Origin of the sequence: Wenzhouxiangella sp. AB-CW3 (genome assembly GCF_014725735.1) — a bacterium.
GTDB lineage: Bacteria > Pseudomonadota > Gammaproteobacteria > Xanthomonadales > Wenzhouxiangellaceae > Wenzhouxiangella.
Genome location: NZ_CP061368.1, coordinates 2,054,466 through 2,071,971 on the forward strand (window position 1 = coordinate 2,054,466; position 17,506 = coordinate 2,071,971).

The 17,506-nt window shown below is 62.4% G+C and carries 19 protein-coding genes; all 19 read right to left on the reverse strand.

The genetic code is table 11. The features are described from left to right. Positions 1-45 precede the first annotated feature (45 nt). The 19 genes from flhB to rpoN all read right to left on the reverse strand — a co-directional run bounded on the left by flhB (position 46) and on the right by rpoN (position 17,351). A complete protein-coding gene (gene flhB / locus IC757_RS09000; protein ID WP_190973983.1) occupies positions 46-1,170 on the reverse strand; it encodes a flagellar biosynthesis protein FlhB in 1,125 nt (374 codons plus the stop codon). 3 nt (positions 1,171-1,173) lie between these two features. Further along, positions 1,174-1,947: a flagellar biosynthetic protein FliR gene (fliR, locus tag IC757_RS09005; protein WP_190973984.1), complete on the reverse strand. Its 774-nt coding sequence runs from the start codon at positions 1,945-1,947 to the stop codon at positions 1,174-1,176. A 2-nt stretch (positions 1,948-1,949) separates the two neighbouring features. Further along, positions 1,950-2,225: a flagellar biosynthesis protein FliQ gene (gene fliQ, locus IC757_RS09010; protein ID WP_190973985.1), complete on the reverse strand. Its 276-nt coding sequence runs from the start codon at positions 2,223-2,225 to the stop codon at positions 1,950-1,952. A gap of 22 nt (positions 2,226-2,247) precedes the next feature. Then, positions 2,248-3,003, reverse strand: coding sequence for a flagellar type III secretion system pore protein FliP (gene fliP / locus IC757_RS09015; protein ID WP_223846078.1), 756 nt, complete (start codon positions 3,001-3,003; stop codon positions 2,248-2,250). Next, positions 3,003-3,377, reverse strand: a complete 375-nt coding sequence (gene fliO / locus IC757_RS09020) for a flagellar biosynthetic protein FliO (RefSeq protein ID WP_190973986.1) — start codon at positions 3,375-3,377, stop codon at positions 3,003-3,005. Before fliO ends, fliP begins: the two co-directional genes overlap by 1 nt. Further along, a complete protein-coding gene (gene fliN, locus IC757_RS09025; RefSeq protein WP_190973987.1) occupies positions 3,374-3,775 on the reverse strand; it encodes a flagellar motor switch protein FliN in 402 nt (133 codons plus the stop codon). The genes fliO and fliN overlap by 4 nt, the downstream gene beginning before the upstream one ends. Positions 3,776-3,780: 5 nt before the next feature. Continuing rightward, complete coding sequence (fliM, locus tag IC757_RS09030) at positions 3,781-4,788, reverse strand: flagellar motor switch protein FliM (protein WP_190973988.1); 1,008 nt, start codon at positions 4,786-4,788, stop codon at positions 3,781-3,783. A 12-nt stretch (positions 4,789-4,800) separates the two neighbouring features. Further along, positions 4,801-5,316 (reverse strand): flagellar basal body-associated protein FliL, encoded by a 516-nt coding sequence (fliL, locus tag IC757_RS09035; RefSeq protein ID WP_190973989.1) that lies wholly within the window; start codon positions 5,314-5,316, stop codon positions 4,801-4,803. A gap of 109 nt (positions 5,317-5,425) precedes the next feature. Beyond that, positions 5,426-6,649, reverse strand: coding sequence for a flagellar hook-length control protein FliK (locus IC757_RS09040; RefSeq protein ID WP_190973990.1), 1,224 nt, complete (start codon positions 6,647-6,649; stop codon positions 5,426-5,428). A gap of 2 nt (positions 6,650-6,651) precedes the next feature. Then, on the reverse strand, positions 6,652-7,095 hold the full coding sequence (gene fliJ / locus IC757_RS09045) for a flagellar export protein FliJ (protein ID WP_190973991.1): 444 nt from the start codon (positions 7,093-7,095) through the stop codon (positions 6,652-6,654). 68 nt (positions 7,096-7,163) lie between these two features. Next, a complete protein-coding gene (gene fliI, locus IC757_RS09050; RefSeq protein ID WP_190973992.1) occupies positions 7,164-8,531 on the reverse strand; it encodes a flagellar protein export ATPase FliI in 1,368 nt (455 codons plus the stop codon). Beyond that, complete coding sequence (locus IC757_RS09055) at positions 8,528-9,196, reverse strand: flagellar assembly protein FliH (RefSeq protein ID WP_190973993.1); 669 nt, start codon at positions 9,194-9,196, stop codon at positions 8,528-8,530. Before IC757_RS09055 ends, fliI begins: the two co-directional genes overlap by 4 nt. Continuing rightward, entirely contained in the window at positions 9,189-10,202 is a 1,014-nt protein-coding gene (gene fliG, locus IC757_RS09060) for a flagellar motor switch protein FliG (RefSeq protein ID WP_190973994.1), read from the reverse strand. Before fliG ends, IC757_RS09055 begins: the two co-directional genes overlap by 8 nt. Next, complete coding sequence (gene fliF / locus IC757_RS09065) at positions 10,195-11,820, reverse strand: flagellar basal-body MS-ring/collar protein FliF (RefSeq protein ID WP_190973995.1); 1,626 nt, start codon at positions 11,818-11,820, stop codon at positions 10,195-10,197. The genes fliG and fliF overlap by 8 nt, the downstream gene beginning before the upstream one ends. A 52-nt stretch (positions 11,821-11,872) precedes the next feature. Next, complete coding sequence (gene fliE / locus IC757_RS09070) at positions 11,873-12,190, reverse strand: flagellar hook-basal body complex protein FliE (protein ID WP_190973996.1); 318 nt, start codon at positions 12,188-12,190, stop codon at positions 11,873-11,875. 42 nt (positions 12,191-12,232) lie between these two features. Then, the gene (locus IC757_RS09075; RefSeq protein WP_190973997.1) at positions 12,233-13,600 is read right to left on the reverse strand and encodes a sigma-54-dependent transcriptional regulator; all 1,368 of its coding nucleotides are present in this window, start codon (positions 13,598-13,600) and stop codon (positions 12,233-12,235) included. Continuing rightward, positions 13,597-14,757, reverse strand: coding sequence for a sensor histidine kinase (locus IC757_RS09080; protein ID WP_190973998.1), 1,161 nt, complete (start codon positions 14,755-14,757; stop codon positions 13,597-13,599). Before IC757_RS09080 ends, IC757_RS09075 begins: the two co-directional genes overlap by 4 nt. 76 nt (positions 14,758-14,833) lie before the next feature. Continuing rightward, the gene (locus IC757_RS09085) at positions 14,834-15,934 is read right to left on the reverse strand and encodes a sigma-54-dependent transcriptional regulator (RefSeq protein WP_223846079.1); all 1,101 of its coding nucleotides are present in this window, start codon (positions 15,932-15,934) and stop codon (positions 14,834-14,836) included. Positions 15,935-15,980: 46 nt separating this feature from the next. After that, positions 15,981-17,351, reverse strand: coding sequence for an RNA polymerase factor sigma-54 (gene rpoN / locus IC757_RS16730; RefSeq protein ID WP_223846080.1), 1,371 nt, complete (start codon positions 17,349-17,351; stop codon positions 15,981-15,983). Positions 17,352-17,506: the final 155 nt, after the last annotated feature.

Consider the following 17,506-nt stretch of genomic DNA (forward strand, 5'->3'; position numbering starts at 1 on the left):
CAATCTGCAAAATGCGGACCACCCCCCTGGCCTGCCACCATAAAATCAGTCCTCGTTCGCCTCGTCCACATCGGGGTTGGGGGGCTTGAGCCGCTCGCCACGTCGGGCCGGGTTCCGAATCTGGTAGACCCAGGCCATGACCTCCGCGACCGCCACGTACAGCTCTGCGGGAATGGACTGGCCGATTTCGGCGCTGCGGAACAACGCGCGTGCCAGCGGCGGCGCTTCCAGCAGGGGAACCCCGGCCTCCTGTGCGATGCGGCGAATCGCCGCGGCCATGTGATCGGCGCCCTTGGCCACGACCACCGGTGCGGCCATGTTGTCCGAGTCGTACTTCAACGCCACGGCAAAATGGGTCGGGTTGGTGACGACCACGTCGGCCTTTGGCACGGCTTCGGCCATGCGGCGGCTTGAGATTTCCTGTTGCAGGCTGCGCTGCTTGCTCTTGACCTCGGGCTGACCTTCAGTTTCCTTCTGTTCGTCGCGCACTTCCTTGCGGGTCATGCGCAACTGCTTGTTATGGGTGTGCAACTGAAAGGGCACATCAATGGCTGCAATCAGGATCAGCGTGGCGCTGAGGCTGATCAGGGCAAAACCGGCAATGCCCACCGCGGTCGCCATGGCCGGCAGCGTCGGCATGCTGCCCAGCGTCAAAAACCGGTCGGAAGACAGGTAAACCACCAGGATGGCGGCCGAACCCACCAGCAGGAACTTGCCCATGGCCTTGAACAGTTCCATCAGTCCGCGCGGACCGAACACCCGCTTGAGTCCCTTGATCGGATTGAGGCGCTCGGGCTTGGGCACCAGCGCTTTCTGGCTGAAGTTCCAGCCCCCGATCAGCGCCGGCGCCATCAGGGCAACAATCACCAGAATCAGCAGCTTCGGCGCCACCGTCAGCAGACCGTCGGCAATCTGCGCGGCCAGGTACTCGAGTATGAACTGATCATCATACAGCCTGCCACGCTCGACACTGAAACCCCGCTCTAGCACACCCGAGAGCCGTTCGGCATAGCGTCCGCCGGTCAGATACAGGGTGGTCGCGCCAACCAGCATAACCAGCGTCATGGTCAATTCCCGGGAGCGGGGAACCTGGCCTTTCTCGCGCGCATCCTTGAGCCGTTTCGGCGTTGGCTGTTCGGTTTTCTCCTGACTGTTGTCGTTCTCGGCCATGACTTACCCCCACATCATCCGGATGGCCTGCATGGCTTCCTCGATCAATCGAGCCAGCGTGCCCTGCAGCATGGGCAGCGTTGCCATCAGCATGACGAAGCCAGTCAGCATGGTGATGGGAAAGCCGACGGCGAACAGGTTCAGGCTGGGCGCTGCGCGACTGATCACGCCGATCGAGAGGTTGACCACCAGCACCGCCGTCGCTGCCGGCAGGGCAATGTTGACCGCACCGGCAAACATGTTGCTGCCCCAGGAGACCAGTATCCAGAAGCTGTCGGCACTCAAGCCGATGGGCCCCACCGGCAAATGAGTAAAACTGTCGATCAGCATGGAAATAACCAGCAGATGACCATTGAAGGCCAGAAACAGCAGGGTGGCAATGATGACGTGAAACTGACTGAGCACCGGCACCTGCACACCACTCTGGCTATCGACCATGACAGCAAAACCCAAGCCCATGCTCATGGCCACGGTCTGTATCCCGACCACCACGGCATCGAACACCAGTTGCAGCAGGAATCCGGCGGCAAAGCCAACCAGCACCTGCTGAACGCCGATCAACATGCCCTCGATCGAGAACAGGGGCACATCCGGGGGCGGTGGCAACAACGGCACCACGGCCAGCGACAGAGTGAAGGCCAGCAGCATGCGAATCCGCACCGGAATGAATGCCGCCGAAAACAGTGGCGCCACCATCAGCATGCCGGCAATGCGAAAAAACGGCCACAGGAACCCACTCAGCCATTCCAGCAGTTGGGATTCGGTGACCTCGAACATGGCTAGTTCGGATCAACCAGATTGGGCGCGTTGGAGATCATGTCATGAGTAAACGAAACAATCAGCTCCAGCATCCAGGGCCCGGCCAGTACCAGGGCCAGAATCAGTACCGCCAGTTTGGGAATGAACGACAGCGTCATTTCATTGATCTGGGTGGCAGCCTGGAACATGCCGATCATCAAACCGACCGCCAGCGCCGACAACAGCATGGGCGAGAGCAGCAGCGCCACCACCCAAAGCGCCTGCCGACCGATATCGATCACCATTTCGGGCGTCATGTCAATTCACTCCTCGCATGCATCACGAGAATGCCGGCGTCAGGAAGCTTGAAGCCAGTGTGCCGGTCACCAGCCCCCAGCCATCGACCAGCACGAACAGCATCAGCTTGAATGGCAGCGAGACCAGCATCGGCGAGAGCATCATCATGCCCATGGACATCAGCGTGCTGGCCACGACCAGGTCGATGATCACGAACGGAATGTAGATCATGAAACCGATCTGGAATGCCGTTTTCAGCTCACTGGTAAGAAACGCCGGCACGAGCACTGAAAACGGCACATCTTCGGGCTCCTCGAAGCCGTTCTCGTATCCGGCCAGGGAGGCGAACATGGCCAGGTCGCGCTCGCGGACCTGGTAGCGCATGAAGGCGTGGATGGGTTCTCGCCCGCGCTCTATGGCTTCCTCCAGGCTGATGTCTTCCTGCAGGTAGGGCTGCAGGGCGTGTTCGTTGATTTCCTGCAGCACCGGCGCCATGATGAAGAAGGTCAGAAACAGGGCCAGGCCGATCAGCACCTGGTTCGGTGGCGTGGTGGCCGTGCCCATGGCCTGGCGCATGATGGCCAGCACCACGATGATGCGGGTAAAGGAAGTAAACATCAGCACGATCGACGGCAACAGGGTCAGTGCCGTCATCAGTACCAGCACCTGGATGGTCAGGCTCCAGGTCTGGCCGCCCTCGCCGTCCGGTGTCACCGTGACCACTTCCAGCCCACCAATATCCTGTGCCAGCAGCGGCAAGGGCATCAGCAGCAGAAGCAACAGTATGGTGCGGCCCATCACTGCTCACCCCGCGCTTCCGACAGGTGCTCGGAAAACGGCTTGTCGATTCCGGCTTCATCAAGCCGACTGATCCGGCCGGGCACTACGCCCAGCAACATCTTGCGACCATCCACCTCGACCAGCACCAGGCGTTCACGTGCGCCCAGAGAACGCTGGGCCAATAGTCGAATGGGGCCATCGTTGCCACGGGTACTCAGCCCCGCCAGACCGCTGCGCCGCGCGGCCCAGGCCAGGGCAAACACCAGGCCGAGCACCAGCAGCAGTCCCAGCGCGGTGCGGCCCAGGTGTCCGGCTGCATCGACCGCGCCATTCTCCCCGGCCATGACAACCGGTGCGGCGAAAGTCAGAATCAGGAGCAGCAGGCGGATCATTGCAGGTTCTTGATGCGTTCGGACGGGCTGATCACATCGGTCAGGCGGATACCAAACTTTTCGTTGACCACCACCACTTCGCCATGCGCAACCAGGGTGCCGTTGACGTAGACATCCAGTGGTTCGCCAGCCATGCGATCAAGCTCGACCACCGACCCCTGATTGAGCTGTAGCAGGTTGCGAATACTGATGTGCGTTCGCCCCACTTCCATGGCCAGCGTGACCGGCACATCCAGAATGACATCCAGATTGACATCGCCGTCGGCCGGGTCGGCCTCCTGTTCGATCTGTTCGAACTGGGCCTTCTCCGCCTCTTCCTGGCGACTGTCTTGCTGCTCGGCTGCGTCTTCCGACGGTTCGGGCTTGTCGTTGCTGTTGTCGTTACTCTTGTCGTTCATGGCACTCAGGCCTCCTCAAGCTTGAAACTGGTGTCGCGGACCTGCTCGACCCGCTCCTGAATCTTGATCGCATAGCGATCGCGGGAAACACCGACCGTGCCGCGAAAGCAAGGCACGCCCTCGACGATGACCGGTACGGTTTCGGGCAAATCCACCGGAATAACATCGCCCGGGCGCATTCGCACCAGGTCACGCACAGTTAATTTCTTGCGGCACAACTCGGCCTTGATGCCGACATCGGCGCCGCGGATCTCGTCGCGCAGCGCCTTCATCCAGCGCTCGTCTTTTTCCATCCGGTCCGATGCCATGCCCGAATCCAGCGTCTCCCGGATTGGCTCCAGAGAGGAATAGGGGATGGTGACGTGAACTTCGCCACTGATGCCTTCCAGCTCGACGCTGAAACGCGTCACGACCACGATCTCCGACGGGCTGACGATATTGGCGAACTGTGGATTGATCTCCATGTTGCTGAACTCGAAATCCACGTCCAGGGCCGGTTTCCATGCCTCGCTGAGATCCACGAAGATCTGGTTGCGCAGGCGCTCGATGACCCGCGTTTCGACCGGGGTGAACTCGCGCCCCTCGATACGCACGTGAAATCGTCCATCGCCGCCGAAAAAGGTATCGACCACCGCGAACACGAAGCGGGCATCCAGCACCAGCAGGCTGGTGCCACGCAACGGCCGCACTCGCATCAGGTTCAGGCTGGTGGGCACATGCAGCTGCCGCATGTACTCCTGGAACTTCATCATCTCCACGCCGGCCACCGAAATCTCGGCCGATCGCCGCAGCATATTGAACAGACCGATGCGGAAGTAGCGCGCAAAGCGTTCGTTAATCATTTCCAGCGTGGGCATGCGCCCGCGAACGATCCGGTCCTGGCTGGCGAAATCGAAACTCTGGACCTCACCCTCGACGGCTGCCCCGCCTTCGGTATCTACATCTCCGGAATCGACCCCGTGCAGTAAGGCATCGATTTCGTCCTGGTCAAGAATATCGCTGCGATTGCTCATGGGCTGCTCCGGCTACTGCAGTACAAAGCTGGTGAAGTAGACCTGCTCGACGTCATCAGGGGCATCCTGATCACGCAGAATCTCGCGTATCTCCTCACGGGCGGCCTCGCGCAGCGCCTCGCGGGCTTCCCGCTCACGTATGGATTCGCGAGTCTGGTCGGAAAACAGCATCAGCAGGTTGTTGCGAATGACCGGCTCATGCTCACTCACGGCCTCAATAATCTTCCGATCACGGGCCATGACCTGAACCGTGACCTGCAGAAACCGCACAGTGCCCGAATCTTTCAGATTGGCAATAAAGGGGGGATCGAACTCGTGGTATATCGGGGGACCGCTCGGACGGACTTCCTCCGTGGCTTCGGCATCGCCGTTCTCATCGTCGCCCAGAAGGTCGTCACTGAGTACAAAAAAGAGGGTGCCGGCGACAATCGCCGACATGAACAAACCAACCACCATGCTGATCAGCAGGATCTTCATGATCCCGCCGGATTCCTTCACCGCGGGGGTTTCATTCTGACTTTCGGCCATTCCGGTTTCACTCCCTGGCTGGGTTGAATCACTGCGTCAACCCTATGGGAGCAAAAGCCGTGCCAGGCCTGGCAGGCGACTAGCGTCGGAAAACCGACGCCGTCAGAATTCAGGCATACAAATCCAGCAGTCCCTGGCCGGCTGTCGGGCGTGAAGCGGCCTGCTCGGCCTCGTCCGAGGCCTGCAGGCGTTGGCCCGACGGGGAATCTGAGCGTTCCTGCCCATCGCCTTGCTGACCCGCCTGCCCGGTACCCGAATCGGCCACGGAAGCATCGCTCATGTGCAAGCCCTGCCCTTCCAGCAGCTCGCGCAGGCGCGGCAGCATCTGTTCCAGCGCCTCTCGCACCTGGGCGTTGGCCGCACTCATCTGGATGCTGGCTTCCTTGCCCTGCACCTTGACACGAATATCGACCTGACCCAGTTCCGGAGGACGCAACTGAAGACGCGCCTGTCCTCCTTCGCGTCGACTCATCCAGGCTACCCGTTCGAAAGTCTGCTCGGCTGCCGCGCGAGCCTCGGGGCTTGCCGGGGTCTGCGGAGGCAGGGCCTGCGACCGCAGGGGGCTGAGCGTACCGTTCAGCAGACCTGCCAGATCGGCGCGAGCGGCTGACGAAGAAGACTCTGCTCCACCCGCCCAGGCTGCCGGCAAGCGGCTTTCGGGACGGGCCTGAACGGGGTCGCGCAAAAACTGCACCGGTTCGCGTTCGCCCACCATGCGCTCAGGCTCCGCGACAATGCGATCCAGGCGCAGGTTCTCGGCCCGCGGAATACTGCGCTCGGTCTCGCCCTGAACTCGAGTTGTCGCAGCCGCAAACTGGCTGTTTGAGCCGACCTGTACCGGCCGTTCGTCGCGACCTGGAGCGTCCGGACGTGATACCGACTCGGCAGAGAGCCGATCCGATACCTGGTTGAGCAGCACGACCAGTCGCTCCCGGGCCGACTCGTCGCCTTCGGCCTGAGCCACCCGTGCTTGTTCGATCAGTCCGGCCAGCGTCTCCCCGATCGGTCCGGCGTCACGCAGATCGGTGACCAATTGCTCGAAATCTTCAGCCAATGCCTCAGGATCAGCCAGCAGCATCTCGATCTGGACGATCCAGTCCATCAATTCCTGGTCGGGCATGCCGCCGGGCAACTGTTCGAAGATATCCGGGTCCAGCGCATCGAGCGCGATCGGCATCTGCGTATCGGTGCCCTCCAGCGTCAGACCGGCTTCTCCCAGATCGGCAAAAAGCGCCAGAATCCCGGCCCAGGCCTCGCCATCGGCCTGCGGAGTAGCCGGTGATGCTGATCCGTTGGCGCCACCACTGCCGACAGCCTGCATGCCTGGAATCATGGTCAGATGCTCCGGTAGAGTGAATTGCCAAGCACCAGGTCATCGGTCGCGCGCTGCTCGGCACGATCCTCGTCCCGGGCTTCCTGCCGGCGACGTCGATCGGCCACCTTGGCAATCGCCTGCGTGCGCGAGCGCTTTTCCTTCCAGACCTGTAGCTGACGCTCGTAGTCATGGCGTGCGGCCTGGACCTGGTTTTCCTGCTGATCCACGGCCTGCTTGAGCCGATCCAGAAATGTGGCGTAGTTCTTCAACCAGGACGCCTTGACTTCCCCCTGGCGTGCCTGATCGAGCTCGCGATGGTAATTGGCCAGGTACTCGCGCAGATCGGCCAGCCGAGTCTCCTGGGCATCGAGTCGCTGTTGCAATGCCGCCAGCTGGCTTGAGGCCTCGTTCTGTTCGTTCTCGGCATGCCCGGCCACACGGTTCAGTCGCTCGGATCTTGTCACCTTGTCATCCCCTTTTCAGTCATCTGTCGAAATCTCGGCAATCCGCGTCTGCCCTACATACAAGCAAGTCATGTGCCAGACTGTCCGGACTCGGCCTCGGATCCCAATAATGCCTCCAGCTGCTCGAAGCTGTTGGCCAGCGGCACCGCCTCTTCACGCGTCTGACGCAGGAAATCCAGCAGTTTCGGACGATAAGCGACGGCCTCGTCAATGCGTGGATCATTGCCCTGGCGATAGGCACCCACGGCAATAAGGTCTTCGTTCTGACGATAAGTGGCATGAATTTGCCGGAACCGGCGAACTTTTGCCTGGTGTGATTCGGAGGTGATATCCATCATCGATCGGCTGATCGAGGCTTCGACATCAATGGCCGGATACACCCCGGACTCGGCCATCTGGCGCGACAGCACGATATGGCCATCCAGAATGGCACGCGAGGCGTCGGCAATCGGATCGGCACTGTCATCGCCTTCGACCAGTACGGTGTAAAAGGCGGTAATCGAGCCGCCCCCCCGAACACTGTTGCCCGCACGCTCGACCAGTGTCGGCAAGCTGGTGAACACCGAAGGTGGATAGCCCTTGGTTGCCGGTGGTTCGCCCACGGCCAGGGCCACTTCACGCTTGGCCTGGGCGAACCGGGTCAGCGAATCCATCAGCAGCAGCACCTTCAAGCCCTGATCGCGGAAGTGCTCGGCAATGGCCGTGGCCAGCCAGGCGCCGCGCATGCGCATCAGGGGAGCACGATCGGCCGGACTGGCCACAACCACCGCCCGCCGCATCCCTTCCTTGCCCAGCGTGGATTCGACGAAGTCGGCCACTTCACGTCCACGTTCCCCGATCAGGCCAACCACGATCACGTCGGCCTCGGTAAAACGCGTCATCATGCCCAGCAGGGTGGACTTACCCACACCGGAACCGGCAAACAGGCCAAGACGCTGCCCCCGGCCCACGGTGAACAGGCTGTTGATGGCGCGAACCCCCACATCCAGTGGCTCACGGATCGGGGTTCGCTCCAGCGGATTGATGGTGTCACCCTGCAGACGGGTGCGAGATTCGGCGCGTAGCGGTCCGCGTCCGTCCAGCGGCTCGCCGGCGCCGTCGATGACCCGTCCCAGCAAGGCCCTGCCCGCCGGTGCATCCAGCACGCCGCCGCCGGGCATGACCCTGGCGTTCGGCGACAGCCCTCGTATTTCCTCGGTTGGCATCAGGTAGACGCTGTCTTCGGCAAAGCCCACGACCTCGGCTTCGATCCGCCGGTCGTGCTGATCAACCACCCAGCAGCGCTCGCCCAGGGCCGCTTCCACGCCGACCGCCTCCAGCGTCAGCCCGACGACCCGGCGTAGCCGACCATACGCTTTTACACTGCCTCCGGCGGCCGCAAGCGACCGTCGCTGTCTGAGACTGTCGGCCCAGCGTTTTGCTCTTGCCGAACTCATTGATCGTCCTCGTCGCCGGCATCACCGCCTCGCGCCCGGTCGCTACCCAGCACACGCGTGGCGATCTCGGCAATACGCGATTCCAGCGTGGCATCGACTCTGGCACTGTTCGAGCTGACCCGGCAACTGCCACGCTCAAGCACCGGGTCCTCGCGGATATCCCAGGCGATCTCGCCTTCGGGATTGGCGAGCACCTCTCGAACCAGCCGGGCATCGTCGGGGTGCAGGTGTACACGAACTTCGCGACTGTTGGAAGGCAGTGCTTCCAGCGCCTCGCGTACCGCGGCAATGACATGCTCGGGCTCGGTGCGCAGCTCGCGTCGAATGACCTGGCGAGCAATGGCCAGGGCCAGGGAGGCGAGCTCCTCCTCGACCGCCTGATCAACCTCGTCCAGCGGCCGGGCCATGGACTTTGCGATGCGCGTCAGCTTCTGGGCTTCGGCACGCACTGCCTTCTCGCCTGCCTTGCGACCGTCGGCTTCGCCGCGCGCCCAGGCTTCTTCCCAGGCCCGCTTCTGCAGCTCCTCGAGCTCACGGGCACTGTGAATGTAGGAGGGTCGCTCCTTCCGGCCCGCCGCGCGCGACTCCGGGCTGCCGGCTGCAACCGATGGCGCCTGCCAACGCTCGACCTCGCCCAGGTCTTCGCGCTCAAGCAGATCAGACATATTCCTCTCCCTTGCCGCCGAGCTGAATCTCGCCCTGGTCGGCCAGCCGTCGTGCCGTGGTCAGAATTTCCTTCTGCGCGGCCTCCACATCGGAGATGCGAACCGGACCCTTGGCTTCCAGGTCCTCCTCGAGCATTTCCGCGGCGCGGCGCGACATGTTGCCGAAAATCTTTTCCTTGATCTCGTTGTCCGCGCCCTTCAACGCCACCACCAGGGTGTCGGACTGCACATCGCGCAACAGGGACTGAATGCCTCGATCGTCGATCTCCTTGAGATTGTCGAACACGAACATCTGTTCCTGGATCTGGTCGCCCAGCGCCTGGTCGCTCTCGCGCACCGCCTCCATCACTTCTTCTTCGGTACTGCCCTCGACCAGGTTGAGAATCTCGGCGGCCGAACGGATGCCGCCTACACTGGACGACTTCAGGTTCTCGTTGCCGGCAAACTGCTTTTCCATGACCTGGTCAAGTTCATTGAAAGCCGATGGCGGAATGCCATCGAGTGTTGCAATTCTCATGATCACGTCGGGACGGACCTGGTCGGGCAGCGCGCTCAGCACCTCGGCGGCATGATCGCTTTCCAGGTAGGCCAGTACGATGGCAATGATCTGCGGGTGCTCCTGGCGAATCATCTCGGCGACGCTGCGTGGATCCATCCACTTCAACGCCTCCAGTCCCTTGCTCTTCTGGCCCAGCAGAACCCGGTCGATCAGACTTGAGGCCTTTTCGCCCAGGGCCTGGGTCAGCACCCGGCGGACGTACTCGTCGGCACCCACACCCAACGATGTTTCCTCGTCCACGGTGGTCACAAAGTGCTCCAGAACATCGGTGGCCTCGTCGCGCGACACCGATTTCATGGTCGCCATGGAAGTGCCGATCTTCTGAACCTCCTTGGCGCCGATGTGCCGGAGCACTTCGGAAGCTTCGTTCTCGCCTAGCGACATCAACAGAATTGCCGCTCGCTCGGTCCCTGAAATTTTCTGGGCGAAGGTCTTCTGATCAACCATCTTCGTTCACCCACTGCTTGACGACCTGTGCCACCCGCTTGGGGTCCTGGTTGACCGCCGAGCGCGCCTGATTGATGCGTTCCTCGTAGCGTTGTTTGGGGTCCATGGGCGCCTGCTCCCGCTCGCGCAGCCGATCATCCTCGTCGGGCAACATGGCCGTACCGCCCGCTCCGGCGGGCAACGCCTGTTGCTGCGTGGCGGGCGCAGTAAACAGCAACTGGCGGAACAGCGGCCGCACGACCAGCAGGATCAGCAACAGGACCACGAACACCGAGGCGACGATGCGCAGGATGCCCAGAACATCAAGCCGTTCGAGCAGCGTGAAATCATCAGTCGTGCCGGCATCGTCCATCTCGACCTCGCGGAAGGGACGGTTGACGACGCTGACACTGTCGCCACGATCGACATCAAAACCAACGGCCTCACGCACCAGTCCGGTCAGGTGCTCGATTTCATCCTCGCTGTAGGGAACAGGCCGCATCACGCCCTCCTCGTCTGCCTCTCGCGGCTGATCGACAACGACAGCCACCGACAGGCGGCGGACACTACCAATTGGAGTCTGACTATGGCGTATGGTTCGACCGATTTCGAAGTTTCGGGTCGAGCGCCGCGACATCGGCACCTCGGGGTTGTTCTCATCGGCTTCGTCATTCTCGGCAACATCGGCATCGGCCTGGTTGCTGAGCGCGCCGGGAATGCCGCGCACCCATTCACGTCCGCCCGGCTCTTCGCTGATCTGCTCGCTGCGTATCACCTGCCCTTCCGGGTCGAACAGTTCCTCGGTTTCCTCGCGCACGGTAAAATCGATGTCTGCCGTCACCTGGGCCCGAACGCGTCCTAAACCGACAATTGGCGTCAACAGATCTTCGACCCGACGCGCCAGACGCTCTTCCACCTGCTGTGCCCGCTGGTAGGCCTCATCGCCAGTGCGACTGCCACCGCCGGCAGAATCCGCGGACAGCAACGTTCCGTGCTGGTCTATGATCGAAACCTGGGCACGTTCCATGTCAGGCACGGATGAAGCGACCAGGTTCATGATCGCCTCGACCTGGGCACCTTCCAGACGACGCCCGGAATGCAGATTGAGCAGCACCGAAGCACTGGCGGGCCGGCGATCGCGAACGAACACACTCTCGCGCGGCACGGCCAGGTGCACCCGCGCGGCGCGCACCGCGCTGATCGACGCAATAGTGCGCTGTATTTCGACCTCCAGGGCACGCTGGTAGCGGGCATTCTCCATGAACTGGCTGCTGGTCAGCCCTCTCTCCTCGCCCAGCATCTCGAACCCGGTGCCTGCGGCACTGGGCAGTCCTTCCGATGCCAGCGCCAGTCTTGCGTCATGAAGGTGATTGTCCGGCACCCGCACGACACCGCTGCCGGCCTCGTAGCTGTTCGGAATGCCGGCCGCATCCAGGGTCTGGACAATCTCCACGGCATCGCGATCAGACAGGTTGCTGTGCAGGATGCTTTCGGTATCGCCCCAGGACCAAAGCACCATGCTGACCCCCGCGGCCACTGCGGCTGCAATGCCCACCAGCACGAGCAACTGCCTGAGCCCGGGGACCTGGTCGATCACCGCCAGCCGGGAGTTCACTGTCATCACGTCCTGTGCTGCCATGGTCCTGATTACCTGTTCATTCGCGGTTCGACCTCACCAATCGCAATGGCGATCAGATCGGCATGTTCTGGATTTCCTTGTAAGCCTCGACCAGCTTGTTTCTTACTTCGGTCATGGCTTCGAACGAGACTCGTGCCTTCTGCATGGCGATCATGACCTCGGTCAGATCGGCATTCGGGTCACCCTGCTCGAAGGCTGAACTGAGCTCGGCGGCCTGCTGCTGATTGTTGTTGACCTGCTCGATCGACTGGCTCAGCAATTCGGAAAACTGGGTTCCGGCAGTCCCCTGCGTCGACTCCGGCTGACCGGTCGCGTCGCTCTGCAGCGCCCGCATCTGGGACAGCACCTGCTGAATGGACATTTCGCTCATCGCTTCCTTTCCTCCTCGGGGCGTCGAGCCGCCACCACGCTCTTACCGGCCAGACGCTGCAAATTGCGGGCCAGCCTTGCCGGGAATGTTCAGACCGGCATCGCGCATGCGCGAAAGCTTGTATCGAAGCGTTCGCGGGCTGATCCCCAGTCGCCTGGCCGTTCGCCCGCGATGCCCGCCCTCGGCCTGCAGTGCAGCCAGAATCACATCGCTTTCGCGATCCTCGACGGCTTCGTGAAGATTCTCGGTCGCGGGACGCGGGCTGTTCGCAGCCGTGGCGCTGCCGGGGACCGTTTCGAAGTAAAGCTCCGCAGGCCCGATCTCACTGCTCTCGCCAGCAAGCACCAGGGCGCGCTGGATGACATTGTCGAGCTCGCGAACATTGCCCGGCCAGTGGTGCTCCAGCAACCGCTGGAGCGCCTCGGTGGTCAGTGAGGGCCGTGCTGCCCTGCCGCGCCAGTGTCGCAGCAGCGAACGCCGGGCCAGCGGCTCGATATCGCCGGGACGCTCGGATAGTGGGGGCAGGTTCAGCGGGAAAACATTGAGTCGGTAGAACAGATCTTCCCGGAAACGCCCCGCTGCGACTTCGGCCGGCAGATCACGGTTGGTGGTGGCAATGACACGCACATCGAGCCCGATGGTGCGGTTGCCACCCAGCCGCTCGATCTCGCGCTCCTGCAGAACCCGCAGCAGCTTGGCCTGCAGCGACAGGTCCATCTCGGAAATCTCATCGAGCAGCAGCGTGCCGCCATCGGCATGCTCGAACTTGCCGATGCGAGCCTGGGTCGCACCCGTAAACGCGCCCTTTTCATGGCCGAACAGTTCGGCCTCAAGCATATGTTCGGGAATCGCGGCACAGTTCACGGCCACGAACGGCTGTCCGGCCCGATCGCTCTCGGCATGGATAAATCGGGCATAGGCTTCCTTGCCGCTGCCGCTGGGCCCGCTGAGCAGCACGCTGATATCTGCATGCGCCACCCGGGTCGCCAGCCCCAGCAATTCCCGGCTGCGTGGATCCTCGGCCACCAGACCTTCGGATTCGACCGCCGGAGCGTCGAAACGGCGGACCATGTCCAGGAGCTCTGCGGACGAGACGGGCTTGACCAGGTAGTCAATCGCCCCCTCACGAATGGCCTGCACCGCCTGGGGAACACTGCCGAATGCGGTCATGAGCACCACGGGGATGCCCGGATGGCGCAGCTTGATACGGGTGACCAGTTCCAGGCCGTCCCAGGGCTGCATCTGGATGTCCGATACCACAAGGGAAACCGCTGTGTGCTCCAGCAGTTCAAGCGCTTTCGGACCATCGGCCGCCACGCTGACATTGATATCGTCCAGCTCCAGCGTTTCGCGCAAGGCCTCGCGCAAGTCGGCATCGTCCTCGACGATCAGCACATGAAATTCGGTCATGCCATCTCTCCTGGCAGCCTGGCTGCCCCTTCCCGACCGGCCGCCGTGACGTGCAGCGGCAGGCTGAGTGAAAACAGCGCACCTTTGGGTGCATGTCGCAGCAGTTCGAGCTGGCCGCGATGCGCCTCGGCCACCGACCGGGCGACTGCCAGGCCCAGCCCGGTTCCGTCACTGCGACCGGAATGAAACGGCTCGAACACCCGATCGGCCTCGCCAGCGGCAATGCCTGGACCATCGTCTTCAACCCGGATATCCACCCACCCGTTGTGGCTGCGGGACACCTCGAGTCGAACCGTGGCCGCTTCGTCCGCTTGCCAGGCATTCTCGATCAGGTTGCACAGAGCGCCAGTCAGCGCCCGGCGATCGCCGCGCACCACCAGCCCGGGGAGGACGGCACCCGTACGAAGACGCCGGCCCTGCCGGAAGGCCGGTTCCAGCGTCTGACGCACACTGTCGATCAAACCGGCCACATCGACGTTCTCTGCGACAGCACATCCGCCGCGCACAAATCCCAGCATGTCGCGAGTCATCTGCTCGAGATCACGCAAGCGGGCCATCAGGCGCTGCCCGAATCGCCGACGCTGGTCGGTATCCAGCGACCGTTCGGTCAGGTGATCGGCATAGAGCACTGCCGAAGACAGCGGTGTGCGGACCTGGTGGGCCAGGCGGGCGGCCATTTCGCCCATGGCCGCCAGGCGTCGGTGACGGTCCAGTTCCGCCTGCAGACGACGCGCTTGACTGACATCGGTCAGAAGGAAGATCGTTTCGGACTGTCCTTCAAGCTCGCGGCGAGAAAGCGTCAACTCGAGATCGCCGATAGACACGTCACGGCCGTCATCCGAAATCTGGCCGGCGGCTGCTTCCAGCGCCGCATTCCAGTCATTGCCGTTGAGGTCATCGCCCAGCCATTGGCGCGCCGTGGCATTGCAGTCATTGACCAGGCCATCGCCATCAACCACCACCACCCCGCCGGGCAAAGAATCAATCAAGGCACCCAGACGATCAGCAAGCTGTGCCTTTTCCTGGCGCGAACGGGCCAGTTCTCCGGCCAGGTCGGCCGCCCGCTTTTCAAGGTCACGATAGGCCGACGACAGCTGCTCGGAAAGCCGGTTGAAGGCACCAAAGGCTTCTTCAAGTTGTTCATGAGATCGCTGCATCGTCAACCGGCCACCTGGCCTGATGGGTGTCATCAGAATAAGAGGCAAAATTCGTTCCAGCCCGATGAGGTCCGCGTCAGTATTCCGTCGCGCTCAGGCCGTGCTTTTTCATCTTTTCCACCAGAGTGGTGCGCCTGAGACCCAGCAACTCGGCGGCATGAGCCACCGTGCCCCCGGTTTCCTCCAGCGCCTGGCGAATCAGATCGGTCTCGACGTTGCTCAGGTAGGATTTCAGATCCACGCCCTCATCCGGCAGTTCGGGCAAGGCACGCTCTTCGAAGGGCAGATCCGGCGACGCGGTCGCGACACGACGACCCAGCGCATCCTCGTCGGTTGGCAGCTCCTGGCGATAGCGTGGCGGCAGGTCGCGGGCCTGGACACTGCGTCCGGCCCGCAAAATGGTCATGCGCTCGACCAGGTTCAGCAGTTCGCGGACATTGCCCGGCCAGGCATGCGTACTGAGCGCGGCCAGGGCCCCTTCCGAGAAGCGAGTCTCGCCCATGCCGCGGCGACACAAGGCAGCCCGAAAATGCTCGACCAGCGGCGGCACATCCTCGGGCCGTTCGCGCAGCGGAGGCACCTGAATCGGAAAGACGTTGAGCCGGTAGTACAGATCTTCACGAAACTCTCCACGCTCGATGCGCGTCTCGATATCCCGATGTGTTGCGGCAATGACCCGCACGTTGCAGCGCAGGGTTTCAGTACCGCCGACGCGTTCAAACGAACGTTCCTGCAACACGCGCAACAACTTGACCTGCATCGCCACCGGCATGTCGCCAATCTCGTCCAGGAACAGGGTGCCGCCCTCGGCCAGTTCAAAACGTCCGCGACGCCGCGCCAACGCACCGGTAAAGGCGCCTTTCTCGTGACCGAACAGTTCGCTTTCCAGCAGCTCGGAGGGAATCGCACCACAATTGACCGGCACGAACGGCCGATCGGCGCGATCGGACATGTCATGAATGGCCCGGGCCACCAGCTCCTTGCCCGTGCCGGATTCACCCAGCACCAGTACATTGCTGTCGAACTCCGCCACCTGCCGGATCAGCGCACGCACTTCGCCGATGGCCTCCGACTCGCCGATCAGGCCGGTCAGGTCGGAACTGGCTGGTGGTTCGGTCATGAAACCGTCCACGCTGGCTGATTTCGAATCAACCGGTATTTCGATGGCTGCATCCATGGTTCGATCTCCAGTACTCATTGCTATGCTTCCCTCCCAGCCGGAATCAGTGGTGGGCGGCAATCCGCTCGCCCCGCTCGACCGCCAGCAAACGTTCGGCCACCGGGGGAATACCCATCGCTTCGCGGTACTTGGCCACTGTGCGCCGGGCAATGCGTACACCACGCTCGGACAGCAATCTGGCGATGCGACCATCACTCAGCGGCTGACCCGCTTCCTCGCCCTCGACGATGCGACGAATCAGCGCCCGCACCGCTGTCGACGAACAGCGCCCGCCATTACGGGTACCCAGCCGACTGGAAAAGAAGTACTTGAGCTCGAAGTTGCCTCGCGGCGTATGAATGTACTTGCGCGTGGTGACCCTGGACACGGTCGACTCGTGCATGCCCACGGCCGCGGCAATCTCTTCGAGCACCATCGGACGCATGGCAATTTCGCCATGTTCCAGGAAACCACTCTGGTGTCGCATGATGGCTCCGGCCACCTTGAGCAACGTTTCGTTGCGCATCTGCACGCTGCGCACCAGCCAGCGAGCCTCCTGGAGCTGACCATGCATGGCCCGGTGGCCCTCGGCCTGCTCGGCCATCAGGCGCTCATAGAGTTCATTGACCCGGAGTCGCGGCAACACCTGCGGGTTGAGCTCCACCACCCAGCGTCCACGACACTGCCGCACCACGACATCGGGCACGATGTACTCGGCATCGACTGCGCCGTAGCGCCGACCAGGCCGCGGGTCAAGCAGGCGCAACGCTTCCATGGCGGCGCACACCGTGGCCGCATTCTCTCCAATGGAGGCCGCCAATTCTTCAGTATCGGCACCAGCCAGGCTTTCCAGACCCAGCGCCAGCAATGCGTCGGCCGCTTCACGCACCTTTGATGACAGCTCGCGCCGCCGGAGTTGCACCGAAAGGCATTCGGCAATATCAACCGCACCGCAGCCGACGGGATCCAAGCCCATGATGACCTGCCGCACCGCCTCGAACTCCGCAGCATTGGCCGGAGCGCCCGGGACCAATCGGCGCAACCCGTCAGGATCGGCAGCCAGCAGGCCATCCTCGTCCAGCGCATCAATGATCAACTCGGCGATCTGAAGATCGCGCTCCGAAAGGGACGACATGCCCAGCTGCCAGGCCAGGTGCGCATGCAGGTCGGCATCGGGTGCGGCCTGTTCGCGCTCCGGCAGCACCCCACCCGGGCTGGCCGATGCTGCAGGCCCGACCGTTTCGCGTTCCGCCCCCCCCGAGTCCCCGATCTCGTCGGCTTCTTCGGTTTCCAGAAAGACATTGTCATCGAGCGCTTGCTGCAACTCGCCATCGAGCTCGATCGAGGAAAGCTGCAGCAGGCGGATGGCGCGTTGCAACTGTGGCGTGACGGTCAGTTGCTGGCCGGTGCGAATCTGAAGCCCATTGTGCAGCATGGCGTACCCCTTTTCGTGTCGTTTCGTCAAAAATCCGACAAGCGCGAATTCAGTGACAGTTTTACGCCGTCAGCGCTTTGACACGATCAGGAAAACCCTGAATCAGGGTTCGGGGAAACCCTGAATTTGATCTGGGGGAGCCCTGAAAAAGGGCG